Genomic DNA, 25,581 nt, shown 5'->3' with positions numbered 1-25,581 from the left:
TTACGCATCAATGTTGGAATACTGGTTTCCGACCGTAGGTGCCTTTTTCGTCCAATCCCGTTTGACGCCAAGCACAAGCAGCACAGCGGTCGCCACAAAGATCGACGAATACGTACCAATAAAGACGCCCCACATCATCGCAAACACGAAACCACGGATCACGTCACCGCCAAGGATGAAGAGCGCCAGCAGGGCCAGCATGGTGGTGCCCGAGGTCATCAATGTGCGTGACAGGGTTTCGTTGATCGACAGGTTCAGCACGTCTTTCAGCGACTTCTGCTTATACTTGCGCAGGTTTTCCCGCACGCGGTCGAAAACGATCACAGTGTCGTTGATCGAATAGCCAACGATGGTCAGCAAGGCCGCGATGATTGCCAGATCAAACTTGATCTGCAATTCCGAGAAGATGCCGATGGTCAGCAGAACGTCATGAACCAGCGCCAGCACGGCGCCCACGGCAAACTGCCATTCGAAGCGCAGCCAGATGTAGGCCATGATCCCGATCACCGCCAAAGCCACGGCGATGATCGCGGTCTGGATCAGCTCTCCCGATACTTTCGGACCCACCGACTCCACCGACGGGAAGGTGATCGACGGATCAATACTCTGCAACGCGGCCTCAACCGCTGCGATGGTGTCAGCGCTCACACTTTCGTCGCCGTCCTGCGCCTGAATACGGACCATGGCCACATTCTGATCGGCGTCAAATGTCGGATCAAAAACCTCGGAAATGGAGACATCGCCAAGCTCGAGCGGCTCAATCGCATCGCGATAGGCCCCCACATCAACCGGTTGCTCCGACTGCGTACGGATGCTTGTGCCGCCTTGGAAATCGATGCCGAAATTCAGGCCCTGATAGGCAAATGACCCGAAGGCGATCAGCATCGCGATACCGGAAATCCCCAGCCACATTTTGGCGCGGTTGAAGAAATCGAACTTCGTTTCGTCCTTGATCATTTTCAGGCGGGGGCCATCCATGATCGTCTTGGGCCGCTTACGGCCGTACCACAGCACGATAATCGCGCGGGTCACGAAGAGCGCCGTGAAGACCGATGTCAGAATACCAAGCCCCAGCGTAATGGCAAAGCCGCGCACAGGACCGGAGCCCATGATGAACAGGATCGAGGCGGTCATGAAGGTTGTGATGTTCGCATCCAAAATGGACGACAGCGCCTTTTCATAGCCCAACTCAATCGCGCGGGCCGGTCCTTTGGCGGTTTTCAATTCTTCGCGAATACGCTCGAACACAATGACGTTCGCGTCCACCGCCATACCGATGGTCAGCACGATACCAGCGATACCGGGCAGTGTGAGCGTGGCACCGATCAGCGACAACAGACCAAAGATGAGGCCCACGTTGATAATCAAGCCGATGTTGGCGAAGACACCAAACAGTCCATAGGACAGGAACATATAGATCAGAACCGCGATGCCCGCGACGATACAGGCGATCTGGCCCGCGTCGATGCTGTCTTGGCCCAGTTCTGGCCCGATGGTGCGTTCTTCGAGGAACGTCAGTTCCGCAGGCAAGGCACCTGCCCGCAGCAGCACGGCAAGGTTGGTCGATTCCTCGACCGAGAAGTTTCCGGTGATGATACCCGACCCGCCAGGGATATGGCTTTGAATTGTCGGGGCGCTGATGACCTCGTCGTCCAGCACAATGGCAAAAGGCGATCCGACGTTCTCAGCGGTGTAGTCGCCAAATTGACGCGCGCCTGTGACGTTAAAGCGGAAGTTCACTGCAGGGCGACCGTTCTGGTCAAACGCAGGCTGTGCATCGACAAGCTGCTCGCCGGTCACGACAGGGCTACGCTCAAGAATATAGAACAGGCCCGGCTCGTCCACCGAAGGCAGCAGCACATTGCCGGACCCCGGCGATGCAGCGGCGTCATCCGTGCGGCCCACAACGGGACGGAATGACAGTTGCGCCGTGGTGCCGATGATGTCCTTGACCTCTTGCGCCGATCCCACACCGGGGACCTGCACCAGAATCCGGTTCGTCCCTTGGCGCTGGATGGTGGGTTCGCGTGTACCAACCTCGTCAATCCGGTTGCGGATAATTTCCAGCGACTGCTGCATCGTCCGCTCGTCCACCGCCTGACGCTCGGCCTCGGACAGCTGGATCGTGAAGACAGGCCCGTTGGCCGTCACCTCGATATCCGTCGCACCGACACCTGTCAGCGTTTGCACAGGACGCGCCAGACCACGAATAATCTCTAGCGCGCGGTCGGCACCTTCGGGGTTGGAAATGCGCACGATCAACAGGTCTTCGGGGCCGTCTTCGCGGGTCACAAAACCCACCGTGTCGCGTTCGGCGGCCAGCGCATCACGCACTTCCGGCCAAGACGCTTCCATCAACGTGGCGTAGACGTCGGATGTTTGCACTTCAGCCAGCAGATGCGCACCGCCGCGCAAATCAAGGCCAAGATTCACAAGTCCAGACGGCAGGAACGACGGCCAGCTGGCCACATCTTCTTCGATCTCAGGCGAAAGCTGCCCCTGCTCGACCAGTGCGACCGCATCATTGTGCTGCTCGACCCGCCCGTAAAAGCCGTTGGGCATCGCCAGCAGAAGACCGATCAGCACGGTGGCCCAGATCATAAACTGTTTGAAACCGGAGATTTGCAACATCTGTGATCTGCCCTGTTGACCGAAGTTTTATAACGCAAACGGGGCCGCAGGGGCCCCGTCTAGGCCTTGCTTATTTTGCAGGCTCTGTCTTGTTGACGACTGTGGCAATCGTGGAGCGGACAACGCGGACTGTGACGCCCTGCGCGATCTCGACCTCAAGCTCGTTGCTGTCGTCCTTGACCTTGGACACCTTGCCCATGATCCCGCCCTGCGTGATGACCTGATCACCGCGGCGCAGCGCCTCGACCATGGCCTGATGTTCTTTCAGCTTTTTCTGCTGTGGACGGATCAGCAAAAAATACATGATGCCGAAGATAAGCAGCAATGGAACGAGTGATTCAATGCCCTGCATGGGTGGGTCCTTTGGTCTGAATTTCATGCGGGCAAACTGGCCTGTCACTTGGCCTGCCCGCGGTCGCGGCACATTAGGTGGAAGGGCCTGCGATGGCAACGCGATATTCGCGCGACACCGCGTGACAATAAGGTGTTCACAGCCCCCGTCCTTTGGGGCATATGGGGGCACGTTTTCAACTTGCCAACCAAAGGACCGATGAAATGCATGATATCCGCATGATCCGTGACAACCCTGCTGCGTTTGACGCAGCGCTGTCTCGCCGTGGGATGGACGCAATCTCATCCGATATCCTTGCGCTGGATGCCGCCCGTCGGGCCAGCATTCAGGCCGCAGAGGAAGCGCAGGCACAGGCCAACAAAGCCGCCAAAGAAGTGGGTGCAGCCAAGGCGCGTGGCGACGAGGACGAATTTGCACGTCTGCGCGCACTTGTGGGCGACAAGAAAGCCGAGATTGCTGAGCTGAACGACACCGCCAAAGCGCAGGACGGACAACTGACCGAGCTGCTGCTGACGCTGCCAAACCTGCCCTATGACGATGTGCCTGATGGTGCGGACGAAGACGACAACGTAGAGATCAAACGTGCGGGCAACCCGCGCAACTTTGACTTTGATCCCGTTGAACACTTTGAAATCGCGGGCGTTTCGGACGGTATGGATTTTGAGACGGCGGCCAAGCTGTCCGGCAGCCGCTTTGTCATGCTTAAAGGGGCCGTGGCCCGCGTACACCGTGCGCTGGCGCAGTTCATGCTGGATACCCATGTCGACAAAAACGACCTGCTGGAAACCAACACGCCCGTCATGGTACTTGAGGACATGATGGTCGGCACAGGCCAGCTGCCCAAGTTTGGCGAGGACAGCTATCAGACGACAAACGGCTGGTGGCTGATCCCGACGGCAGAGGTGCCGCTGACCAACACCGTCAATGGCGTAACACTGGAAGAAGCTGATCTGCCCCGCCGTCATGTGGCCCACACGCTGTGCTTCCGGTCCGAGGCTGGCAGCGCGGGGCGTGATACCTCCGGCATGTTGCGCCAGCACCAGTTCGAAAAGGTCGAAATGGTGACGATTTGTCACCCCGATCATTCTGACGCCGAACACTTGCGCATGACTGCCTGCGCCGAAGGTATCCTCGAGGCGCTGGACCTGCCCTATCGCACGGTCGTTCTGTGCACCGGTGACATGGGTGCAGGTGCGCGCCGGACGCACGATATCGAAGTCTGGTTGCCCGGGCAGAACACGTACCGCGAAATCTCCAGCGTTTCGACCTGTGGCGCCTATCAGGCCCGCCGAATGAACGCGCGGTTCAAGCCAGCCGGCGGTGGCAAGCCTGAGTTTGTCCATACGCTGAACGGCTCCGGTCTGGCTGTTGGCCGGACATTGATTGCCGTGCTGGAAAACGGGCAGCAGGCCGATGGCTCTGTCAGCCTGCCAAAGGCGCTGCACCCCTATCTGCGTGGCAAGACGGCAATCAGTGCCGATGGGCAACTTATATAAGTGAACCAATTGGTCATGCCCCGCGTTTAAGGGCATGACCAAAGCAATATTGACCACCCTCTTCACCCTGACATTTGTCGTGTCGCCTGCATTCACCTCCTTTTCGGGGTTTGAGGCAAACCAGTTGCCTATTCCGCAGGTCGACCCGCCGATCCAGCCCGCGGGCTATGCGTTCAGCATCTGGGGGCTGATCTATGCTTGGCTAGTCGTATCGGCCGCTTACGGTCTTTGGCAGCGCCGTGAAGATGCCGCGTGGGACCGCGCCCGCCTGTCCCTGATTGCAAGCCTCGCGATTGGCACGCCATGGCTTTATGTGGCAACACAAAGCGCGATTTTGGCCACCATTATGATCATCGCGATGGCAGTCACCGCAATTGCAGCAATGATCATGGCACCTCAAAAGGATCGCTGGTTGTTTCAGGCACCGGTCGCAATTTATGCAGGCTGGTTGACCGCCGCGTCATGCGTCAGCATCGGCAGCACAATGGCAGGCTATGGGATCGCGTTTGAAAGTCTGGGCTGGGCCTACGCTGGCATTAGCATCGCGCTTGTCGTTTCGCTGGGGGTCTACGCCATGCGCCGCTCGGCCCCCGAATACCTGCTGACGGTGGTCTGGGCGCTGGTCGGGATCATCGTTGCAAACGGTATGGTCGTCTGGACGGTCAGCGCATTGGCTGCGGTCGGGATCGTGATGCTCCTCGCCGCGACAATCCTGATGGGACGCGCGCCGAAACTTGCCGTGTCCTAAGCGCGTCGCACGTTGCGCAGCAACAGCGCGTAGACACCAATCGTCAGGATACTGACCGCAATCAACGCTTCCATCGGCGCCAACGTGCCCGTATAAATCGCGACCAGCGTGGCGATCACCGGCAGCACGCCGCCAGCCACCGCAGTTGCCATCGCCGTCGACAAATTTGTCATGCCAACCCATCGGGTCAGCAAGGCCGTGTCACACCACCACACAAGCAATAAAGCAGGCACGATCAACGCGGACAGCGGCAAAGGTTCACCGCCGCCGAACAGACCGCCGATAATGACAGCAGCGCCTTGAAAAATCAGCAGGTGAAGCGGCACAACCAGCGCCAGAAACGCATACTTCTGCCACATCAGTTTGTGGGCTTCTTCTTGAGGTGCTTGGACAGGCGCGAGGGTTGTGAGGACTTCTTGTCCTTGTAAGGGTTCTTGTCCCCCTGATCGCGCAGATACAGCCGCACAGGCGTGCCGGGCATGTCAAAGTCGGCCCGCAAGCCATTGATAAGATAACGCTTATAGCTTTCGGGCACAGCATCAGGATGCGATGTCATAACCACAAATGCAGGGGGCCGTGTTTTGACCTGCGTGGCATAGCGCATCTTGATCCGCTTACCGCCCGGTGCGGGTGGCGGGTGCTGTTCCAGCATGCCCGTCAGCCAGCGGTTCAACTGTGCGGTGGTTGCACGACGGTTCCAGACTTCGTGGGCGCGCATGATCGCTTGCTGCAAACGGTCCAGCCCCTTGCCCGTCTTGGCCGACACCGTCACCAGCGGCGCACCACGCAGCTGCGGCAGAAGCCGCTCAAAGCTTTCGCGAAGCTCTTTCAGCTTGCCCTGCTTTTCGTCCTCGGTGTCCCATTTATTCACAGCGACAACGACAGCACGGCCCTCACGCTCTGCCAGATCGGCGATGCGCAGGTCTTGCTGTTCAAACGGGATGCTAACGTCGAGCAGCACCACGACAACTTCCGCAAATTTCACAGCTCGCAGACCATCGGACACAGAAAGCTTTTCCAACTTTTCCTGCACCTTTGCCTTTTTGCGCATGCCAGCGGTGTCGAAGATGCGCATTGGCACGCCGTCCCAGTCTTGCTGGACCGAGATCGCGTCGCGGGTAATCCCCGCCTCGGGGCCGGTCAGCAGGCGCTCTTCACCGATGATCTTGTTGATCAAGGTGGACTTGCCCGCATTCGGGCGACCCACGACAGCGATCTGCAACGGCCGCTCTTTGGTCGGAACGCGAGCTTCGTCTTCGTCATCCTCTCCGACATCCACATCCACATCGGGCGCATCAGCGGCAGCACGTTCTTCCATGTCCTCGGCAATCGGGCGCAGCATATCGAGTAATTCGCCCATGCCCTCACCATGTTCGGCGGACATGCGGATCGGCTCGCCCAGCCCCAGAGCGTAGGCCTCAAGGATTGATGCATCGGCCGCTTTGCCTTCGCCCTTGTTGGCAGCAAGGATCACGTTGGCGTTTTTCTTGCGCAAAATGTCAGCGAACACCTCGTCGGCTGGCAGAACCCCTGCCCGCGCGTCGATCATGAAAAGGCAGACATCGGCCATTTCCACTGCACGTTCGGTCAGGCGGCGCATGCGTCCCTGCAGGCTATCGTCAGTTGCCTCTTCCAGACCGGCGCTGTCGATCACCGTAAACTTCAGGTCCGCAATCCGGCCCTGCCCTTCGCGCAAATCACGCGTCACGCCTGGCTGGTCATCGACCAAGGCGAGTTTTTTGCCAACCAAACGGTTGAAAAGCGTGGATTTCCCGACATTCGGGCGGCCCACAATGGCAAGGGTGAACGACATGATAACGGCTCCGGCGTGTTAGATCGCTGCCGATATACCAAGTTGCGCTTAACGGAAAGCGTGTAAATTGCCCAACTTGCTGACAACGTAAAGCGTCTGCCCAGCGACGACGGGGGCGGATGATGCGCCACCTTCCAGTGTTGTCAGCCCAGCAACAGCGCCTGATACCGGATCAAACTGCCGGATCACACCGTCAGATGATGCCACGATCACGCGTCCGCCAGCAACGATAGGGCCGTAATGCGCGTGCTTGCCAACGATGCTGCCAAAGCGGCCCTCAACCGTGTCAGGCAGGGCCACGCGCCAGATAACCGACCCGTCAGCCGCATCAAGGCGCACAAGTTCGTTCAGATCATTCAGCAAAAACACCGATCCGCCAACAGGCCAGACTGTTCCGGTGGTGCCTTCCTGCGCGGTCCAGATACGGTCGCCGTTACTGACGTCCATCGCCGAAATACGGCCCGAGAAGTTGCCGACGTATACCGTTGTTCCGTCAATGACCGGATCACCTGCCACATCCGAGATATTTGCCGCAGCCGATCCGTCACGTTCGCCCGCGACAAATGTGTTCCACCGACGCAAACCACCTTGCGGGAAAGCTGCGATCACCTCGCCTGATTGGAAGGGGAAAATGGCGATGTTGCTGTTAACGGCAACGCCAGACCCGCCGCCGAAGCCCGCAACAGCAGGTGTGCCAGTGACTTGCCAGCGGATACGCCCGTTTGTCTTGTCCAGCGCCCAACCGGTGCTGTCGCGGCCCGCGATATAAACCAGATCGCCAAACACGGTTGGCGCACCACTTGGCGCATCAAGGTCTTGGGTCCAAAGCTCTGCACCCGTGGCGGCATTGATGGCAGTCACCTCGCCAAAGCCGGTTGTTACATAAAGCTGCCCGCCGCCGACCGCTAGACCACCGCCAGAGGCGTCACTTGCATTATCTGTGGCAGGCGTCACATCGCGGGTCCAGGCGGTTTGTCCGCTGGATGTCGTGGCTGTCACCAGCGACCGCGCATCAAGCGTGTAGATCACGCCATTGGCCACAACCGGATCGGCCGTGATCCGCGCGCGCAAACTGTCGCCTTCGCCGATGCCGTTTACAAAGACCTGCGTTAGCGTGGCGTTCAGAGCGGGATGGGTAATCTGGTGATCGGGCCCGCCGTTGCCGTGGGTCCAGTCGGCATTCACACGCTGTGCGGGCAATCCGATCGGGCGGGCCTCGTTGACGGTTGCGGCTTGATCGGGCCGGATATCAAGCCGTTCACCCGGCAGGATGATATCGGCTTCTCCGCAAGCTGAGATGATGGCCATGGCCAGTGCCGCGCCAAGGATCTTATTTGCCATCACTGTCACGCGCCCCTTATTGGCCTATTGGTCTGCGCTGTCGTCTGCGCCTGCGACTGCCGGCTGCTCAAGCTCGGCCCCCAGCGCCACAATCAGGCTTTGCGCGCGTTCACGCAAGCCCCGCGTCACAGCCGCATCTTCCAAGATGGCACGCAATGTCGTGATTGCGGCATCGGTCTCACCTGCCGCTACATCCATCTGGGCCAGCTGTTCCAGCGCCAGAAGGCGGAACGGGGCACCGGGTTGCGACAGTGCTTCAAACGTCTGGCGGCGCGCAGTCTGATCGGTATCAGGCAGATTGATCAGAGCAGCCTTAAAGCCAGCGACATCCCGGTAAATCTGCGGCACATCGGGATTAACGGCCAGACCGTCAAGCGTGGCTTTGGCCGCAGCCAGATCACCGGCCTCTTGCTGGGTCGCCGCAGTAAGTAGGTCGGTCACGGCAACCGCTTCACCTTGCGCATCAACTTCGGCCAATGCCGCGGCCCGCGCCTCTGGGTCATCTTGCCCAAGTGCATCAAGCATCGCATCACCTGCGGCCTGTGCGGTGGCAGCTTCCTGCGCATCGGAGTATTCGTTGTAAGCCGTGCCGCCCACGATCAAAAGAACGGCCAGAACTGCAATCCAGCCGTACCGGCGCACATATCCGTAAAGCCTGTCACGGCGGACTTCTTCACTGACTTCATTGATGAAACTATCGGTTTCGCTCACCCGGACCCCCTCGTGCGGCGCGATGCGCCAAATCCTGTTTTGTTGGTCATACAGCGAAACTTCGGCAAATGCCAAGACCCGCCACGGCACCCCGCAGCCACAGTTGGCGGAAACCTTCGCGGCAGCGCAGAAAACGGACCTTGCGGAAGCTGCGTCAACTTCGTAAACTAAACTGGTCGGTTCAGCTTGCCGCTGATCCGGAACGGCGTGTGAAACGTAACATTTTTATAAGACCCAAGATGCGATACCGCATCCTTGTACGACCAAAGGCCATTGCGATGAAGCTTGTTCCAATCCTGACTGCCATCCTCGTGAGCGTGGCGCTTTATCTTGGTGTCTTTGAACGCGACCGCCTTTTGGAATTTGCGCAAACGTCATCGCCAGTCACAGCCCCTGCTGATACGGAGGCGGGCGACGCGCCTGACACAGACACCGCTGCTGCGTCTGGCACAGCCGAGGACGCACCATCGGTTGAGGCAGATGGGGGCGTCATCCGCGTCGTGGCGACCCATTCAACCGCACAAACCATCGACAGCGCCGTGATCCTGCGTGGCCGGACAGAAGCCGCCCGTCAGGTCACTGTGGCCGCCGAAACATCAGGTCTGGTCGTGTCCGAACCCCTGCGCAAAGGCGCTTATGTCGAAGCCGATCAGGAATTGTGCAGCCTTGACCCCGGAACGCGCGAGGCCAGCCTTGCCGAAGCACGCGCCCGCCTAGCCGAAGCCGAAGGCCGCGTGCCCGAAGCACAGGCCGCAATCGCCGAAGCAAATGCCCGCATCCGCGAGGCCGAGGTCAACGTGAACGCCGCCCGCCAGCTTAGCGAGGGCGGATTTGCCTCTGAAACACGTCTTGTCAGTGCCGAAGCGGTGGCCGAAGCCGCTGCTGCCGGTTTGCAACGTGCGCAATCCGGTGTTGCCTCCGCTCAAGCCGGGATCGAAGCCGCTGCTGCCGGTGTTGCCGCCGCGGAGCGTGAGATTGAACGGCTGATCGTGCGTGCGCCGTTTGCTGGCTTGCTGGAAACGGATACCGCCGAGTTGGGCACGCTGATGCAGCCCGGCGCCGCTTGCGCCACGATTATTCAGCTTGATCCTATCAAACTGGTTGGATTTGTCCCCGAGGCGGACGTGCAAAAGGTCACTGTTGGCTCTCCAGCAGCAGCGCGTCTGACCGGCGGACAAGAGCTGAGCGGGCGCGTTACATTCCTGTCGCGCTCGGCAGATGAAACAACGCGCACCTTCCGCGTCGAAGTGCAGGTGCCAAATGATGATCTGACCGTGCGCGATGGCCAGACCGTTGAGATGATCGTGGCATCCGATGGTCGCCGGGCACACCTGCTGCCGCAATCGGCGCTGACCCTGAACGACGAAGGCGCATTGGGGGTCCGCACGATTGGCCCTGATAACGCCTCGGTCTTTATGCCTGTTACACTGCTGCGCGATACGGTGGACGGTGTCTGGCTGACAGACCTGCCCGACACGGTCGATGTGATCCTGATCGGTCAGGAATACGTGGTAGACGGTGTTGTCGTCGTGCCCACTTTCGAGGAGGCAAAAGGATGACCGGTATGGTTGACTGGGCCGCATCGCGTGCCCGCATGGTCCTTGCGTTTATCGCCCTCTCGCTTCTGGCGGGGGGCATGGCCTATGTGGGGCTTCCCAAAGAGGGTGAGCCGGACATCGAAATTCCGGCGATCTTTGTGTCTGTCCCCTTCCCCGGCATTTCGGCGGCTGACAGCGAAACGCTGCTAGTCAAGCCGATGGAAACCGAACTGTCCGATCTTGATGGCCTAAAAACATTGTCCGCAACTGCCGCCGAAGGCTACGCGGGCATGATCATGGAATTTGAGTTTGGTTGGGACAAGACAAAGGTACTGGCCGATATCCGCGACGCGATGAACTCTGCCGAGGCGCAGTTTCCACAAGGCGCGGACCAGTATTCGATCAACGAGATCAACTTTTCAGAGTTTCCGATCCTGATTGTAAACCTCACCGGTGCCGTGCCTGAACGCACCCTGCGAGGTGTGGCCGAACGCCTGCAAGAGCGGATCGAGGGCATGGATGCTGTGCTTGAGGCTGGTCTGGCCGGACAGCGCGACGAGATGCTTGAGGTGCTGATCGACCCGCTCAAGTTGGAAGCCTACAACGTAACCGCCGGTGAATTGATTGGTGTGGTCACAAACAACAACATGCTGATCGCTGCCGGTGAAGTTGAAACCGCGCAAGGCACCTTTGCCGTCAAAATCCCGTCTTCGTTTGACGAGCCGCGTGACGTCTATTCCCTGCCCGTGAAAACCAACGGCGACCGCGTGATTACATTGGGTGATCTGGCCGATATCCGGCTGACGTTTGAAGACCGGATCGGCACAGCGCGCTTTAACGGCGTGAACACGGTGGCGTTGCAGGTGGTCAAACGGAAAGGCTTCAACCTGATTGATACCTCCGCGATGGTCAAAGAGATCGTGGCCGAAGAGCAGGCATCTTGGGGACCCGAGCTTAGCGCCTCTGTCGAGGTGGGCACATCAAACGATCAGTCGCGTGGCGTGGCCTCAATGGTCAGCCAGTTGGAAGGGTCGGTTCTGACAGCGGTGGCGCTGGTCATGATCGTCGTATTGGCGGCCCTTGGCACGCGCCCCGCACTGCTGGTGGGTTTTGCGATCCCCACGTCCTTCCTGCTGTGTTTCGCCCTGCTTGCCATCATGGGCATCACCATTTCCAACATCGTGATGTTCGGACTGATCCTTGCCGTGGGGATGCTGGTGGACGGCGCGATTGTGGTGGTCGAATACGCTGACCGCCGGATCGAAGAAGGGTCCGGCCCGATGTCCGCCTATACCGAAGCCGCCAAACGCATGTTCTGGCCGATCATTTCGTCCACCGCGACCACGCTGTGTGCGTTCTTGCCGATGCTGTTCTGGCCCGGTGTGCCGGGGCAATTCATGGGAATGTTGCCCGTCACGCTGATTTTCGTGCTGAGTGCATCGCTTGTCGTGGCGCTGATCTACCTGCCTGTGATGGGCGGCGTGACCGGCCGGCTCAGCAGCGGATTTGGCCATGCCTCTGACTGGCTGCGCGCGCGCCTGCCGTGGGTGATCCGCGCCGCATTGGTGCCTCTGGCGCTGATGACGGTCTTTGCAGGAGCCATGCTGACGCTGAACCCCGGATATCTGACAGGCGAAGCGGTGCAAACCACAGGTCTTTCAGACAGCCTTCCCGGGATCATCCTGTTTCTAATCGGTGCTTTCGCCGCCTCGATCACTATCGGCGCGGCCAAAGTCACGATCCGCCGCAAGCGTATTCGTGCCGGTTACAGGCGTAGCCTTTTTGGCCGCTTTATGCACCTGATCGCAGGCAATCCGATCATGCCGATTGTCACGATTGGTGCGGTGATTTTCACCGTTGTTTCGATCTTCACCTACTTTGGCGCAAATAATAATGGCGTTGAGTTTTTCGTGGAATCCGAGCCGGAGCAAGGCACCGTCTATGTCCGCGCCCGCGGGAACCTGTCGCTGGTTGAAAAAGATGCGCTGGTCCGTCAGGCCGAAAACATTGTGCTGGCGAACCCCGGTGTGCTGACCGCGTTTTCCTTTGCGGGTGAAGGCGGCTTGAACCAGAACACAGGTGGCGGCTCTGCCCCGCGTGACACCATCGGTCAGGTCCAGTTCGAGACGATAACTTGGGATGATCGCCCCACTGTGCGCGAACCATGGTTCACTATTCCTGTTGTCGGTTGGATCGTCAGCCGCAGCGTGAAAGATGACAGCTTTGACGGTGATCTGATCCTGCAACAAATTCAGGATGAACTGGATCTTGTGCCGGGCATTCAGACCGAAATTCTGGCCCTGTCGCGTGGTCCTGCGTCGGCCAAGCCGGTCCACCTGCGCATCCAAAGCGAAAACTGGGATGATCTGCGCGCCGCCACCGCAACCGCGCGGGATTATTTCGACACCATGCCGGGGCTGGAACTGATTGAAGACACCCGCCCCCTGCCCGGCATCGACTGGCAGATCAATGTGGATGTGGAAAAAGCGGGCCGCTTTGGGGCCGATGTGGCCTCGGTTGGCGCGATGGTCCAGATGGTCACGCGCGGTATCTTGCTGGACACGATGCGCGTTGACAGCTCTGACGAAGAGATCGAAATTCGCGTGCGCCTGCCGGAAGAGGATCGCGTGCTGTCCACTCTCGACAGTCTGCGTGTGCGCACCAATGCGGGCCTCGTGCCGTTGTCGAACTTCATCACACGCACGCCTGTGGCCAAGCTGGCCCAGATCGACCGGGTTGAGCAGAAGCGTTATTTTGACGTGAAATCTGGCGTGGAAAGCGGTTTGGTCACTTTGCGTGCCGCAAGCTCTGACGGCGACGAGGGCGACACTCCGATCATCGCTACGGCGCGCATCGCGGACGAAGATGCCGTAGGGATCGCAAAGTACGAGATCGAATCCTATGCCGATGGATTTGGCGAAAGCGACCTGATCGCCGCCATCGACGCGGACGGCCTGACGGAAACCATTGTCAATCCAAACGAACGCATCGAACGCCTGACAGAATGGCTTGATACCAACCCCTTCCCTGCATCCGTGCAATGGGAATGGACCGGCGACCAAGAAGATCAAGCCGAAAGCGGCGCGTTCCTGCAAACCGCTTTTGCCGGTGCGCTAGGCTTGATGTTCATCATCCTGCTGGCGCAGTTTAATTCGATCTACAACGCCGTGCTGGTGCTGCTGGCAGTGGTCATGTCCACCGCAGGCACGCTTGTGGGCATGCTGGTCATGGATCAGGCATTTTCGATCATCATGACAGGTACAGGGATCGTGGCGCTGGCCGGAATTGTGGTAAACAACAACATCATTCTGATCGACACCTATCAGGAATACAGCCAGTACATGCCGCGCACCGAGGCCATCACGCGCACCGCCGAGGATCGTATCCGCCCTGTGTTGCTGACCACAATCACAACGATGGCGGGCCTCGCGCCGATGATGTTTGGTCTAAGTCTCGATTTCTTTGGCGGCGGCTACAGCTTTAACAGCCCGACCGCGCTGTGGTGGAAACAACTGGCGACGGCAGTGGTCTTTGGTCTTGGCATCGCGACGGTTCTGACACTGGTCTTTACGCCCGCGATGCTGGCACTGCGGGTCTGGATCACCACCTACGCGTTGTGGTTTGCACAGCTTCTGGCAAAGCTGTCGTTAGGCCGGTCCAGCCGTGCTGCACAGGATTGGGCCCTTTCGCGTCAGGCACGTCGCATCAAGTCGCCGGAGTTTATCTGGACAGAGGACGACCACCCAGCCCCTGTGCCGATGTCGCCAACAATCCGCGCTGCAGAATGACGACCCTCCCGCTTTGGATCGCTGCGGGAGTAGCTGCGTTTATCTGTGCTGTGCATGCTATCGCGGGCGGCAAGGATACGGCGCGCCCGATCAAGGCGTCGCGTGACCTTGATACAACGGCCAAGCATACAGGCCTGCTCGTCTGGCATCTGTTTACCGTGGCACTGGCCCAGCTTGGCGCATTGTTCGCAGCGGCGGCGTATTGGGACAGCCAACCGCTTGCGATCGCGGCCACACTGTTCAGCCTGACCTACGCGATAACGGCGCTGATTTACCCGCTCGTGGCTAAAGTGTCGTTCAAAGTGCTGCCGCAAGCGACGATGTTTGCGGGACTGACGCTGCTGGGGACCATCGCGGCCACGTCCTAGTCGCTCAGTCCTGCCCACCATGCGGCGTAACTGCTGTTCTTGGGGTGTTTGCCGCCCTCATCCGCAGCGCCATCGTCCCACCAGACTGGTCCGCGCTCTCCCAGCCTGCGCTTGGCAGCGTCCACCCGCGTGCGCGCCTCTGCCACAGCATCGGGATCATCGCGTTTAAGGTGCACATCACGGCGCGCCTGCATCAGCGCCTTGACCGCCGCACGACGTTCGCTGTCATCAAGCCGGGGATCGGTGCAGCGCCAAAGCCGGTCTTTGGCCACGAAATACCGCCCGTCGGGCGTGCGCGGATAATCCGCACGCGCCATCAGACAAGCTCTTCCTCTTCGGACTGGCGGTTCCACAGATGCGCATAGCGGCCATCACTGGCCAGCAGCGCGTCATGCGTGCCGGTCTCGACGATATGACCATCCTCCAGCACAACGATCTGGTCTGCATCGGCAATCGTGGACAGGCGGTGCGCGATGGTGATCACGGTGCGCCCCTCGCCCATCGCCTTGAGTTCGGCCTGAATTTCCATCTCGGTTTCGGTGTCCAGCGCACTTGTCGCCTCGTCCAGCAAGAGGATCGGCGGGTTTTTCAAAAGCGTCCGCGCAATGCCCACGCGCTGCTTTTCACCGCCCGACAATTTCAGACCGCGCTCGCCCACTGTCGTGTCAAACCCGTCCGGCAAGGACATGATGAAATCATAGATTTTCGCGGCTTTCGCGGCGGCCATAATCTCGTCCTCGGACGCAGAAGGGCGGCCATAGGCGATGTTGTAATGCACCGTATCGTTGAAAAGCACAGTATCCTGCGGCACGACGCCGATCTGCGCATGGAGGCTGTCTTGCGTCACGTCCCGCACGTCCTGACCATCAATCAATAGCGCACCGTTCGTCACATCGTAGAACCGGAAAAGTAATCGCCCGATGGTCGATTTGCCGGACCCTGATGACCCGACGATTGCAACGGTCTGGCCGGGCTTCACGTCAAGGCTCACGCCTTTGAGGATCATACGCTCGGTGTCGTAGCCAAAATGCACGTCGCGCAATTCGACATGCCCGCCTGTGACATCCAGTGGTTTTGCGTCATCGCTGTCCTGCACCTCGGCGGGCTGTTCCAACAGGTCAAACATGTCGCCCATGTCGATCAATGCCTGCCGGATTTCACGATAGACCGTGCCAAGAAAATTCAGCGGCATCGTAATCTGGATCATATAGGCGTTCACCAGCACGAAATCACCAACAGTCAGGTCGCCGTTCTGAACACCAACCGCCGCCATCACCATCACGGCAACCAGACCGCCAGTGATCAAAAGCGCCTGACCAAAGTTCAGAAAGGCCAGCGTGTAGTTCGTTTTGATGGCAGCCTTCTGATACTGCTGCATCGCGCTGTCGTAGCGGTCGGATTCCCACTGTTCAGCGCCGAAGTATTTCACCGTTTCAAAGTTCAGAAGGCTGTCGATCGCCTTTTGGTTGGCGTCCGTGTCCTGATCATTCATTTCCTTGCGGATTTTTACGCGCCATTCAGTCACCGCAAAGGTGAACCAGACATAAAGCCCGATGGTCACGACAACCACGACCAGATACCAGACGTCAAAGCTGAAAAAGAGCACGCCTGCGATCATCAGCAATTGCAGGATCAGCGGCCCGACCGAGAACAGCAGGAAGCGGAGCAAAAATTCAACGCCCTTCACACCGCGTTCGATAATCCGGCTTAACCCTCCTGTTTTGCGCGTGATATGATAGCGCATCGACAGGCGATGAATGTGGGTAAAGGTTTGCAGGGCCAGTGCCCGCAACGCGCCCTGCCCGACCACAGTAAAGATCACGTCACGTAACTGCTGAAATCCGACCGTCATCAGACGCGCCAGACCATAGGCAAGCGTCAGGCCAACTGCGCCCAGCCCCAAGTACGTCGCCATATCGCCGTTTTCAGGCGCCATGACATCAACAGCCTGACTAAAAAATTGCGGCGTGATGACAGCTATCACCTGCGACAACAAAAGTGCGGCCATCGACAGGACCACCCGCACCTTGGTCCCTGTCGCCCCCTTGGGCCACAGGTAGGGCGCGACGCGCTTGATGACGTTCCAACCCTGAATTTTATGATTATCGAGATTGGCTTGGGTCTTGGTCAAACGACGCATCGGGTACTCCGGCTAGTGGCCTTCATACCTAGGGCCGCACCCTGCAAATGACCAGAGCCAGCGGGCCGCTATTGTGCCACGTCGGGAATCCGAAAAATCTGGCCGGGGTAAATCAGGTCGGGGTCGCGGATCCGGTCACGATTGGCCTCGAACACGGCCACATACATGATCCCCTCGCCAAACTGTTCACGTGCAATCGCCCAAAGCGTGGCCCCGGGCTGCACGGTGCGCACGGCCACGTCAAAGCTCGCGTCGGCGGTTTCGTCGGCAAAGACAGCCGCAACGTCAGCCGCTTCCTCGCGCTGGAACGGCGTTTCGATCCGCGATGTGACCTCGCCTTCGGCGCTAACCTGATCAATGCGCAGCGTGTAGACGCCGGTGTCGATCTCGGGCAGATCAATTTGCCACCCGCCCTGGTCGTCAATGCGAGACGTGGTGATCGGCTGGTTATCAAGATAGACCTGCACGAACCCCTCACCCGCACCACGGCCCGACAACAGCACGTCGCCGGTGTTGTCATAGCTGATCGTATCCAGTGCCACCTGCGACATCACCTCTGGCTGGATATCGGATGATGGCTGTAGAACGCGCACGCCTTCCGCATCGGAGACAAGAACGGCAGGGCTTGCGGGGGCTTCGTCTGTGGTGGGTGCCACCGGTTCGGAAACACTGGCGACGGTTTGTGTGTCGGGTAGGTCCGGCGTCGCGATTTCAACCGCAGTTGTATCGGCTGTCGGTGCGTCGGTGGCGGGCTCAATCAATGCGGCCACGTCTGTATCAGGATCACTCTCGGCCTCTACCGCAGCCGCGATATCACTCGTGTCCACCGTTTCCGCAGGTGACGCATCTGTGCTGACAACTTCATCAACTGCCGCCAATGCGACCGCATCCTCATCAGATGGAGCCTCGGCCATCTCCACTGGCGTATCCGCTGTCGTCGGTTCGTCCACCGCATCATCTGCTACATCCGCGACGTTCACAACATCAGTGGCCTCGGTTTCGTCGGGTGCCTCTGCTGTTGGCTGAACTTCGTCTGGCACGTCAGCAACCGTATCGTTTGACGCCAGCGCAAGTGTGGGCTGCACCAGATAGGTTTCCGCCGAAGCAACCGCAGCCCCGTCAGGATCGGCGATCAACTGCATGCGGCGGGGCTGATCGGACGGCGCGATAAAAACCGTCACGCCAAAGCCGCCATTGGCATCGGCTGTCACACGTTCCAGTGGGTCGCCAGCCAATTTGATCTCGACCACAGCGTTTGGCGTTGCGCGTCCTGCGATTGTGGCGAAGCCGTCGGGGAACATCAAAAACGTCTCGCGCGTTGGCGGCAATATGACTGGGGTCGTGTCCTCATCAGTTTCAGTATCGGCAGCGGCAGGCGCCGTAGTTTCGCCAGTCTGGGTGACCTTCGCATCAGACGTGTCATCGACGGGCGCGACATTTGCATCTGTGCTTTCGGCCACAGCCGTATCAGACGCAGGAGCCACATCCGCCTGATCATCAGTCGCGGCTGGACCATCCGTCACCGTAGGAGCCGTCGCTTGCGCAGGATCGTCCGGCTGTGTCACCGGCCCCAAAAGGACCACCGTGCCGACGCCAATTGCGCCGGCAGCGGCAACGCCCAGCCAGAGCGACAGTGCATTTGAACCTGTGCCTGATGCCACCGGACCACCCCCTTCGTTCCATAGGTTGGCAGACCATAGCAACGCGGGTATGCACGGTCAAAGCCCCATCGCATAGGACCCGATACCATGACAAAACCGCAACCCTCTGTCTGCGTTTACTGCGGATCGCGCGATGGCGCGCACGCCGATTTCGCCCAAGCTGCAGAAGACACGGGGCGTATGCTGGCCGCAAACAACTGGCGGTTGGTTTATGGCGCAGGCGATGTGGGTCTGATGGGCCGCGTTGCACGCAGCACGCAAGCCGCTGGTGGGCAGACATTCGGCGTGATCCCGACGCACCTGATGGATTGGGAGGTTGGCAAGCGCGATCTGGACAGTTTCATCATCACCGAAACCATGCACGAGCGTAAAAAGGTCATGCTGATGAACGCCGAGGCCGTCGTGCTGCTGCCCGGTGGTGCCGGTTCACTGGACGAGTTTTTCGAGGCCCTGACATGGCGCCAGCTTGGACTGCACAGCAAACCGATCTTTGTCGTGAACACGCGGGATTACTGGACACCTCTGTCGGCACTGGTCCGCCACACGATTGATCAGGGGTTTGCCGATGATAATCTGCTGGACTACGCAACCGTAGTGCCGGACGTGCCCACGCTTGAGGCGCGTTTGCGGGCTGCCCTGTCCTGACGCAGGCTGGCCACGGAATAAAGCGCCAGCGCCGCCCAGATGATCGCAAATGCGATGCCGTGCCACCGCGTGAACGGTTCGGCAAAGATGACAACCGCGCAAAAGAACTGGAGGCTGGGGTTCAGGTATTGCACCAGCCCCAGTGTCGATAGCCGCGCCCGGCGGGCGGCGTAGGATAACAGGATCAGCGGCGTTGCGGTCAGCGGACCGGAAAGCGCTAATAGCACATGGGTCTTAATATCGTTGCCGCCCCCCGCTCCGGTTCCGGCGACAACAATCCACCCAATGGCGATGGGACTGAGGATCAACACCTCCGCTGTCACCGACACAACCGGACCAAGGTCAAGCTGCTTTTTGATGACACCGTAAAAACCAAAGGTTACTGCAAGCACTAACGCGATCCACGGGGCCACGCCCAATCCGGCGGTCAGCACCACAACCGCGCCGGTGACAAGTGCCACTGCCAGCCATTGCAGACGGTCAAGCCGTTCACCAAACACCACGCGGCCAAGCACGACCGCCACAATCGGGAAGATGTAATAGCCCAGCGACGCTTCAACACCTTGTGCCGTGGAGATGGCGTAGATGTAGCCGAACCAGTTGACGGAAATCAGAACCGCTGCGGCTGTGACAATCATAAAGCGCTTGGGGCTTTTCAGTGCGGTCGCTATCTCTCGTAACCGCCCTTGAAGCAGCAGAATTCCAGCGAAAAAGGCCAGCGACCAAAGCGCGCGATAGCACAGCACCTCAAACGGTGGGACGTGTTTGAGCATGGCGTAATAGATGGGTGACAAGCCCCACGTCACGCAGGCGATCACCATCGCCAGAATGCCTTTTGTCCCTTCCGTCATGCGCCGACCTGCGCAGCTTCAAGGGCCAAGCGCAAGCGCCATTGGGGATTAGGGCGTATCAAGATGTGCGGGGGATAGCTGGGAATGGCACGACCCGAAAAAATGGGCCGTGCCAGTGGCGTTAGGACGCCAGTTCTTTTTTTACGATGTCTTCGATCTCGTCGATCGGGTGGTTCGACAGAGTTTTGTCGATCTCGCCAATGATCTTGTCGGTGACCGTGACGTGCAGGTTTTGGCGCAGTTCCCCCAAAATCATCGGGGATGCTACCAGAACCAGCTTGCTGAAGTCGCCGCGATGGGCGCGCTCATATAGCATATCGCTCAGATCAGCGGCAAAGCGTTCCTTGGCAAGCTCGTGCCAGTCCGTGTCGTCAAGCGCGGACCGCTGGCCCATGCCGTTATCGCTCATCCGGCCGGGGCGGTTTGCGGACTGGTCGATATCCGACGGGTTGTCCTGCGTTTCTTTCTTGACCACCGTCAGATGCGGATCTTCCCCATCTGTCTGGTTTTCAAGAAACAATGCCTTTTCGCTGTCCGTCACAAGCACCCATGTGCCTTGCGTCAGCCTAGTCATTGTCAACGTCCTCGCTTGGTTCAATCCGGTCGGGACCGCGGCGGGTGTAGGATGCACCGGTTGATCCGCTGTGCTCTCGCTTGTCCTCGTTGCCATGTGCGCCGGGAACGCCGTCTTTCTTGCCATTGTCGGCAGGAATATCGCCACGCGTCAGGGGTGATTTTTGGCCGTTTGTCATAACTGTCTCCTTGATGTTGCGGATCTCACTAGGAAAACGATTTCCCGCGCCGATGGTTCCAACGAAAAAGGCCCGCCGCTGAAGCGACGGGCCTTAATATTCAGCTCTGATCGATTGGGATTACATGCGCGATGCAACATTTTCCCAGTTGACCAGATTATCAAGGAAGTTGGTCAGATACGCCGGACGCTTGTTGCGGAAGTCGATGTAGTAAGAGTGCTCCCACACATCACAGCCCAGCAGTGTCGTCTGACCAAAGCAGACAGGGTTCACGCCGTTTTCGGTCTTGGTAACTTTCAGGCTGCCATCGGTGTCTTTGACCAGCCACGCCCATCCAGAACCGAACTGACCACCGCCAGCAGCGCTGAAATCGTCCTTAAATTTGTCCACCGAACCAAAGCTGTCGGTGATCGCTTTTTCAAGCTCGGACGGCATGTCGGATTTACCGGGCGACATCATTTCCCAGAACTGGTTGTGGTTCCACAACTGGCTGATGTTGTTGAAAATGCCGGACTGCGCGACGGCATTTGCGTCATACGTGCCCTTGATGATCTCTTCGAGGGACTTGCCCTCCCACTCGGTGCCTTCAATCAGCTTGTTGCCGTTTGTGACGTAGGCGTTGTGGTGAATATCGTGGTGATACTCCAATGTCTCTTTCGACATGCCGTTATCGGCAAGGGCATCGTGTGCATATGGAAGGTCGGGAAGTTCAAAAGCCATGTTTCGCTCTCTTTCTATTGGTTCCGCGTCGCACAACATAAGAGCGCGGCAGCGCAGAAGGTCAAGTGTGGTAAGACAACGCGTGCGCCGCGCATTCGTTCAGAAGATTCCGACAGGTCCCGCCTTGGCCGATGTGGCCAAAAGCCGGAATGCGTAATCCGCAATCGACCGGAAGCAGATCACATGCGCTGTCGTGGCATCCGCCATCCAGAATGCCGCAGCCACCTGCCCCAGACGCGACCTGCGAAAGTCGCCCGGTTTGAATGTATCGGGGTGCAGATCAACGGGGGCCAGTTTGGCGATCACCTCGCGGGCGTAAGGGCCTTCAACAGACAGCAGCGCGCGGGCGTCGGATACGTTGACCGCCAGATGGTGTTTGCCCTTCATCGCCTTCTCGATCTGAGTGACAGCTTCGGCGGCCTGCGCATGCGGGACAAGGATGAGAACCTCGTCGGGCGACATCCAGCACAGGCCTTTTTCGCCATCAACATTGGCCTTTCCCATCGCCGGAAAGTCCTGACCTGTCAGTGACTTGCAGGCTTTCTTTAAGGATGCGTCCGACAGATCGCCGCGCAGGGTGATCATGCCACGCAGGCCCATTTCGCGCACGGTGACAGTGCCATTCGCGACGCGGTTGTTCAAAGCGCTTGCAGCGTTAGACATTCTGTTTGGCCCCCTCTTTATCGTAGATGACCGGATCAACGATCTTGGCTTTCACCGGCTCTTTCCCGATGCGCGTGAATTCGATCACATCGCCCATTCGGTCCGGTCCGTTGTGGACCAGCCCCATCGCAATCCCGCGGTCCAGCGTGGCAGAAAAATAGGTCGACGTGACGCGCCCTTGCGTGTTGCGCTGCCCGTTGGCATTTGTACCGTCGGCAATCGCATAGGCCCCATCCTCAAGCACGGAGCCATCCAGCGTCTCTAGCCCCACAAGTTTCCAGCGGTTCGGATCGGCCATGTGACTGCGCTGGTGGGCGCGCTTGCCCATGTAGTCGTCCTTCTTTTTCGACAGCGCCCAGTGCAGATTCAGATCTTGCGGGATGACCGTGCCATCGGTCTCGTCCCCGATCATGATAAAGCCCTTCTCGGCCCGCAAGATGTGCAGCGTTTCGGTGCCGTAAGGCATAATCCCGAACTCCTCGCCCGCCTCTATCAAAGCCTCCCAGAAGGCGGCTCCTTGGCTGGCTGGAACCGCGATTTCGTAGGACAGCTCACCCGAGAACGAGATGCGGAACATCCTTGCGTCAAACCCACCGATGGTGCCGTCGGCCCACTGCATGAAGGGCAAGGTCTCTTTCGACACATCCATGCCGCCCAGCTTTTCCAAGACCTTACGGGCGTTGGGGCCGACAACCGCGATCTGCGCAAACTGTTCGGTCACATTGGCGGTATAGACCTTCCAGTCCCACCACTCGCACTGCAACCAGTCCTCCATCCACGCGTGGATGCGGTCTGCACCGCCGGTTGTCGTGTGACACAGCCAGCGATCTTCGGAAATGCGCGCCACCACGCCGTCGTCAGACAGAAAGCCGTTCTCTGTGCACATCAGACCGTAGCGACATTTGCCGATGGGCAGCGTTGACATCATGTTGGTGTAAAGCATGTCGAGGAATTTCCCCGCATCGGGCCCCTGCACGATGATCTTGCCCAGCGTCGAGGCGTCCAGCAGCCCGACATTCTGGCGCGTATTTAGCACCTCGCGGTTGACCGCGTCATGCACGCTTTCGCCGCTCTGGACATAGGCAAACGGACGGCGCCAGTGACCGACTGGTTCGTTGTCGGCTCCATTGGCGTTCGACCACTCCGACACGGGCGTCATCTGCACCGGCTGGAACAGGTCATTCTGCGCAACACCGGCGATGGATGACATTGAGATCGGCGTATAGGGTGGCCGGAACGTGGTGGTGCCGACGTTCGGGATATCCTTGTTCAACGCTTTAGAAAGGGTCGCGAGACCGTTGATATTACTCAGCTTTCCCTGATCCGTCGCCATGCCAAGTGTCGTGTATCGCTTGGCGTGTTCGACGCTCTCGAAACCTTCCTGCGCGGCAAGCTGCACATCGCTAACCTTCACGTCGTTCTGGAAATCGAGCCATGCTTTCGACCGTAGCTTGTAGCTCGCCCCCTGTGGCATCAGCCAGACGGGAGAAATCGGTTCTTCGGCTTCATCCTCACCTGATGGCGCGGTGCCGCTGTCCGCGCCTGCTGCCGTCCGGCCAGCTGTGTAGCCGTCCGCGACAGCCTCCGCGGTAAAGAGATGGCCATTTGCGATGCCAGCAGTGGTGACGAAGCCCTGCCCGTCAGCACCCGTCGGCGGACGGTCTGTATCGGGGCGGAACATCACGTTTTCAGCGTCCCAGACCAGCTTACCACCGCAGTGTGACCACAGGTGCACCACTGGCGACCAGCCGCCTGACATGGCAACACAATCGCACGAAATCTCTTCCAGAACAGCGCCTTCGCCCGCTTGTGCGCAGATCGCAACGCCCGTGACGCGCTTGCCGCCTTTGACTTTGGCGATGGCCTTGCCCGTTTTGACGGCAATGCCCAAAGCCCGCGCCTGTTGCGGCAATTCGCCATCCGCCGTGGGCCGCGCGTCAATGATCGCGGGCACGTCTAGGCCGGCCTCTTTCAGCCGGATTGCTGTGCGATAAGCATCGTCGTTATTGGTCACGACAACGGTGCGATCGCCCAACGACACGCCAAAATTCACTACGTAATCGCGCACGGCGCTCGCAAGAAGAACACCCGGCAAGTCATTGCCTGAAAAAGACAAAGGACGTTCAATAGCGCCAGTGGCGGTCACAACATGCCCTGCACGGATGCGCCACAAACGCTGACGCGGGCCGTCCGCGCTTGGGTTATGTTCGTTCAGCTTCTCGTAACCCAGCACATAGCCATGGTCATAGACGCCAGCACCCATACAACGCAAGCGCAGGGTCACATTCGGCATCGTCTCTAACGAAGCCACGGTCTGTTCGATCCAGTCACCCGCGATCATGCCATCAACCTGCGGATCGTCGACAGCGGCGCGTCCGCCCCACGCGTGGGTTTGCTCCATCAGCATAACGCGCTTGCCCGCCTCACCAGCGGCCAAAGCCGCCGCCAGACCGGCGATGCCGCCGCCCACAACCAGCACATCCACGTGCGCGTGGAAATGTTCATACGTGTCCGCGTCGCGGTCTTTGGGTGCTTTGCCCAGACCGGCAGATTTGCGGATGATGGGTTCATACACGTGCTTCCACAACGGACGCGGGTGGATGAACATTTTGTAGTAAAAACCGGCAGGTAAGAAGCGCGACAGATGCGTGTTGATCGCGCCTACGTCGAATTCCAGCGACGGAAAGTGGTTTTGCGACGTGGCTGTCAGGCCATCGTAGACTTCGGTGGTGGTCACTCGCTGGTTGGGTTCAAAATGACCGCCTTTGCCCAAGTTCACCAGACCATTGGGTTCTTCTGCGCCAGAGGCCACAACGCCGCGCGGGCGGTGGTATTTGAACGAGCGGCCCACCAGCAGTTGATCGTTTGCCAAAAGCGCAGAGGCCAGCGTATCGCCTTCCAGCCCGCGCATTTGCTTACCATTAAAAGTGAACGATACTGCTTTGTTTTTGTTGATTAAACGACCATCGGTCTCAAGACGTGTGCTCATGTTGCGGGCTCCCATGTCCAGTCTGCGCGCTTGGCAGAAATGGCGTCTTTGATCTTTTGCGGTGGCTCTAGCGTCTGTGCCGAATAGGTGCCAAACACTTCCAAAGTGGCGGTATCGCGTGCGGCCAGAAACCATTTTCCACAGCCGTAAACGTGCCGCCAGCGTTCGAAATGCACGCCTTTGGTGTTGGCGCGACGGAACAGATACGCCTCGAAATCGTCATCGGACGATCCGGGTCCGAACCGTTTCAGATGCGCCTCTCCACCTCCGTGCAGATCGGTTTCGTCGGCTTGGACGCCGCAATAGGGACACTGCAAAGTCAGCATGGCAGAACCTTTGAAATGGGGGTGTGAAAAGCGTGCACCGGGCGTGCA

22 protein-coding genes are annotated in these 25,581 nt (G+C 59.1%); 6 read left to right on the top strand and 16 right to left on the bottom strand.

The features are described 5' to 3' along the window. Positions 1-2,631 carry a protein translocase subunit SecD gene (gene secD / locus V8J84_RS08670; protein ID WP_339930097.1) on the bottom strand — a complete coding sequence of 877 codons (2,631 nt, stop codon included), beginning with the start codon at positions 2,629-2,631 and terminating at the stop codon, positions 1-3. Between the two features lie 70 nt (positions 2,632-2,701). Next, positions 2,702-2,983 carry a preprotein translocase subunit YajC gene (yajC, locus tag V8J84_RS08665; protein WP_339930095.1) on the bottom strand — a complete coding sequence of 94 codons (282 nt, stop codon included), beginning with the start codon at positions 2,981-2,983 and terminating at the stop codon, positions 2,702-2,704. Positions 2,984-3,186: 203 nt separating this feature from the next. Between yajC and serS the strand changes: the two genes are divergently transcribed. Beyond that, complete coding sequence (serS, locus tag V8J84_RS08660; protein ID WP_339930093.1) at positions 3,187-4,479, top strand: serine--tRNA ligase; 1,293 nt, start codon at positions 3,187-3,189, stop codon at positions 4,477-4,479. A gap of 34 nt (positions 4,480-4,513) precedes the next feature. Beyond that, positions 4,514-5,227 (top strand): tryptophan-rich sensory protein, encoded by a 714-nt coding sequence (locus tag V8J84_RS08655; RefSeq protein ID WP_339930091.1) that lies wholly within the window; start codon positions 4,514-4,516, stop codon positions 5,225-5,227. Here V8J84_RS08655 and V8J84_RS08650 read toward each other — a convergent pair. From V8J84_RS08650 to V8J84_RS08635, 4 genes are read right to left on the bottom strand one after another with little or no spacing between them, the layout of a single operon-like run. Then, entirely contained in the window at positions 5,224-5,586 is a 363-nt protein-coding gene (locus V8J84_RS08650) for a hypothetical protein (RefSeq protein ID WP_339930089.1), read from the bottom strand. The genes V8J84_RS08655 and V8J84_RS08650 overlap by 4 nt on opposite strands. After that, positions 5,586-7,040, bottom strand: coding sequence for a ribosome biogenesis GTPase Der (gene der / locus V8J84_RS08645; protein ID WP_339930087.1), 1,455 nt, complete (start codon positions 7,038-7,040; stop codon positions 5,586-5,588). Before der ends, V8J84_RS08650 begins: the two co-directional genes overlap by 1 nt. A gap of 48 nt (positions 7,041-7,088) precedes the next feature. After that, a complete protein-coding gene (locus V8J84_RS08640; RefSeq protein ID WP_339930085.1) occupies positions 7,089-8,381 on the bottom strand; it encodes a PQQ-like beta-propeller repeat protein in 1,293 nt (430 codons plus the stop codon). 24 nt (positions 8,382-8,405) lie between these two features. Then, positions 8,406-9,092 carry a hypothetical protein gene (locus tag V8J84_RS08635; protein WP_339930083.1) on the bottom strand — a complete coding sequence of 229 codons (687 nt, stop codon included), beginning with the start codon at positions 9,090-9,092 and terminating at the stop codon, positions 8,406-8,408. A 278-nt stretch (positions 9,093-9,370) separates the two neighbouring features. Here V8J84_RS08635 and V8J84_RS08630 point away from each other — a divergent pair, with 278 nt between their 5' ends. From V8J84_RS08630 to V8J84_RS08620, 3 genes are read left to right on the top strand one after another with little or no spacing between them, the layout of a single operon-like run. Next, entirely contained in the window at positions 9,371-10,651 is a 1,281-nt protein-coding gene (locus V8J84_RS08630; protein WP_339930081.1) for an efflux RND transporter periplasmic adaptor subunit, read from the top strand. Next, positions 10,648-14,418, top strand: a complete 3,771-nt coding sequence (locus V8J84_RS08625) for an efflux RND transporter permease subunit (protein ID WP_339930079.1) — start codon at positions 10,648-10,650, stop codon at positions 14,416-14,418. The genes V8J84_RS08630 and V8J84_RS08625 overlap by 4 nt, the downstream gene beginning before the upstream one ends. Further along, positions 14,415-14,786 (top strand): hypothetical protein, encoded by a 372-nt coding sequence (locus V8J84_RS08620; protein WP_339930077.1) that lies wholly within the window; start codon positions 14,415-14,417, stop codon positions 14,784-14,786. The genes V8J84_RS08625 and V8J84_RS08620 overlap by 4 nt, the downstream gene beginning before the upstream one ends. On the opposite strand, the gene V8J84_RS08615 is transcribed toward V8J84_RS08620, so the two are convergent. From V8J84_RS08615 to V8J84_RS08605, 3 genes are all read right to left on the bottom strand, one after another. After that, on the bottom strand, positions 14,783-15,103 hold the full coding sequence (locus V8J84_RS08615) for a hypothetical protein (protein ID WP_339930075.1): 321 nt from the start codon (positions 15,101-15,103) through the stop codon (positions 14,783-14,785). The two genes, V8J84_RS08620 and V8J84_RS08615, sit on opposite strands and share 4 nt — an antisense overlap. Then, positions 15,103-16,926 (bottom strand): ABCB family ABC transporter ATP-binding protein/permease, encoded by a 1,824-nt coding sequence (locus V8J84_RS08610; RefSeq protein WP_339930073.1) that lies wholly within the window; start codon positions 16,924-16,926, stop codon positions 15,103-15,105. Before V8J84_RS08610 ends, V8J84_RS08615 begins: the two co-directional genes overlap by 1 nt. A 68-nt stretch (positions 16,927-16,994) precedes the next feature. Further along, a complete protein-coding gene (locus V8J84_RS08605) occupies positions 16,995-18,587 on the bottom strand; it encodes a LysM peptidoglycan-binding domain-containing protein (RefSeq protein ID WP_339930071.1) in 1,593 nt (530 codons plus the stop codon). An 87-nt stretch (positions 18,588-18,674) separates the two neighbouring features. On the opposite strand from V8J84_RS08605, the gene V8J84_RS08600 reads away from it, so the two are divergent. Beyond that, positions 18,675-19,232: an LOG family protein gene (locus tag V8J84_RS08600; protein ID WP_339930069.1), complete on the top strand. Its 558-nt coding sequence runs from the start codon at positions 18,675-18,677 to the stop codon at positions 19,230-19,232. On the opposite strand, the gene rarD is transcribed toward V8J84_RS08600, so the two are convergent. The 7 genes from rarD to V8J84_RS08565 all read right to left on the bottom strand — a co-directional run bounded on the left by rarD (position 19,169) and on the right by V8J84_RS08565 (position 25,533). Next, entirely contained in the window at positions 19,169-20,083 is a 915-nt protein-coding gene (rarD, locus tag V8J84_RS08595) for an EamA family transporter RarD (protein WP_339930067.1), read from the bottom strand. The genes V8J84_RS08600 and rarD overlap by 64 nt on opposite strands. A gap of 121 nt (positions 20,084-20,204) precedes the next feature. Continuing rightward, complete coding sequence (locus tag V8J84_RS08590) at positions 20,205-20,657, bottom strand: host attachment family protein (RefSeq protein ID WP_339930065.1); 453 nt, start codon at positions 20,655-20,657, stop codon at positions 20,205-20,207. Beyond that, entirely contained in the window at positions 20,650-20,835 is a 186-nt protein-coding gene (locus V8J84_RS08585; RefSeq protein ID WP_339930063.1) for a hypothetical protein, read from the bottom strand. The genes V8J84_RS08590 and V8J84_RS08585 overlap by 8 nt, the downstream gene beginning before the upstream one ends. Positions 20,836-20,955: 120 nt before the next feature. Beyond that, the gene (locus V8J84_RS08580; protein WP_339930061.1) at positions 20,956-21,555 is read right to left on the bottom strand and encodes a superoxide dismutase; all 600 of its coding nucleotides are present in this window, start codon (positions 21,553-21,555) and stop codon (positions 20,956-20,958) included. 99 nt (positions 21,556-21,654) lie between these two features. Further along, on the bottom strand, positions 21,655-22,218 hold the full coding sequence (locus V8J84_RS08575) for a sarcosine oxidase subunit gamma (protein WP_339930059.1): 564 nt from the start codon (positions 22,216-22,218) through the stop codon (positions 21,655-21,657). Continuing rightward, positions 22,211-25,207 carry a sarcosine oxidase subunit alpha family protein gene (locus tag V8J84_RS08570; RefSeq protein WP_339930057.1) on the bottom strand — a complete coding sequence of 999 codons (2,997 nt, stop codon included), beginning with the start codon at positions 25,205-25,207 and terminating at the stop codon, positions 22,211-22,213. The genes V8J84_RS08575 and V8J84_RS08570 overlap by 8 nt, the downstream gene beginning before the upstream one ends. Continuing rightward, the gene (locus V8J84_RS08565) at positions 25,204-25,533 is read right to left on the bottom strand and encodes a sarcosine oxidase subunit delta (protein WP_339930055.1); all 330 of its coding nucleotides are present in this window, start codon (positions 25,531-25,533) and stop codon (positions 25,204-25,206) included. Before V8J84_RS08565 ends, V8J84_RS08570 begins: the two co-directional genes overlap by 4 nt. Positions 25,534-25,581: the final 48 nt, after the last annotated feature.

This window comes from Yoonia sp. 208BN28-4 (genome assembly GCF_037543925.1).
Lineage (GTDB): Bacteria > Pseudomonadota > Alphaproteobacteria > Rhodobacterales > Rhodobacteraceae > Yoonia.
Note: the sequence above shows the minus strand (reverse complement) of the source record. Positions and strands in the feature narration are given on the sequence as shown.

Excerpts from the sequence above, each read along its gene's own strand:
- rarD (WP_339930067.1), bottom strand. The coding sequence starts at position 20,083 with ATGACGGAAGGGACAAAAGGCATTCTGGCGATGGTGATCGCCTGCGTG.
- V8J84_RS08585 (WP_339930063.1), bottom strand. The coding sequence starts at position 20,835 with ATGACAAACGGCCAAAAATCACCCCTGACGCGTGGCGATATTCCTGCC.
- yajC (WP_339930095.1), bottom strand. The coding sequence starts at position 2,983 with ATGCAGGGCATTGAATCACTCGTTCCATTGCTGCTTATCTTCGGCATC.
- serS (WP_339930093.1), top strand. The coding sequence starts at position 3,187 with ATGCATGATATCCGCATGATCCGTGACAACCCTGCTGCGTTTGACGCA.
- V8J84_RS08590 (WP_339930065.1), bottom strand. The coding sequence starts at position 20,657 with ATGACTAGGCTGACGCAAGGCACATGGGTGCTTGTGACGGACAGCGAA.
- V8J84_RS08565 (WP_339930055.1), bottom strand. The coding sequence starts at position 25,533 with ATGCTGACTTTGCAGTGTCCCTATTGCGGCGTCCAAGCCGACGAAACC.
- V8J84_RS08615 (WP_339930075.1), bottom strand. The coding sequence starts at position 15,103 with ATGGCGCGTGCGGATTATCCGCGCACGCCCGACGGGCGGTATTTCGTG.
- V8J84_RS08580 (WP_339930061.1), bottom strand. The coding sequence starts at position 21,555 with ATGGCTTTTGAACTTCCCGACCTTCCATATGCACACGATGCCCTTGCC.
- V8J84_RS08600 (WP_339930069.1), top strand. The coding sequence starts at position 18,675 with ATGACAAAACCGCAACCCTCTGTCTGCGTTTACTGCGGATCGCGCGAT.
- V8J84_RS08640 (WP_339930085.1), bottom strand. The coding sequence starts at position 8,381 with ATGGCAAATAAGATCCTTGGCGCGGCACTGGCCATGGCCATCATCTCA.
- V8J84_RS08650 (WP_339930089.1), bottom strand. The coding sequence starts at position 5,586 with ATGTGGCAGAAGTATGCGTTTCTGGCGCTGGTTGTGCCGCTTCACCTG.
- V8J84_RS08570 (WP_339930057.1), bottom strand. The coding sequence starts at position 25,207 with ATGAGCACACGTCTTGAGACCGATGGTCGTTTAATCAACAAAAACAAA.
- V8J84_RS08610 (WP_339930073.1), bottom strand. The coding sequence starts at position 16,926 with ATGCGTCGTTTGACCAAGACCCAAGCCAATCTCGATAATCATAAAATT.
- der (WP_339930087.1), bottom strand. The coding sequence starts at position 7,040 with ATGTCGTTCACCCTTGCCATTGTGGGCCGCCCGAATGTCGGGAAATCC.
- V8J84_RS08620 (WP_339930077.1), top strand. The coding sequence starts at position 14,415 with ATGACGACCCTCCCGCTTTGGATCGCTGCGGGAGTAGCTGCGTTTATC.
- secD (WP_339930097.1), bottom strand. The coding sequence starts at position 2,631 with ATGTTGCAAATCTCCGGTTTCAAACAGTTTATGATCTGGGCCACCGTG.
- V8J84_RS08655 (WP_339930091.1), top strand. The coding sequence starts at position 4,514 with ATGACCAAAGCAATATTGACCACCCTCTTCACCCTGACATTTGTCGTG.
- V8J84_RS08575 (WP_339930059.1), bottom strand. The coding sequence starts at position 22,218 with ATGTCTAACGCTGCAAGCGCTTTGAACAACCGCGTCGCGAATGGCACT.
- V8J84_RS08630 (WP_339930081.1), top strand. The coding sequence starts at position 9,371 with ATGAAGCTTGTTCCAATCCTGACTGCCATCCTCGTGAGCGTGGCGCTT.
- V8J84_RS08625 (WP_339930079.1), top strand. The coding sequence starts at position 10,648 with ATGACCGGTATGGTTGACTGGGCCGCATCGCGTGCCCGCATGGTCCTT.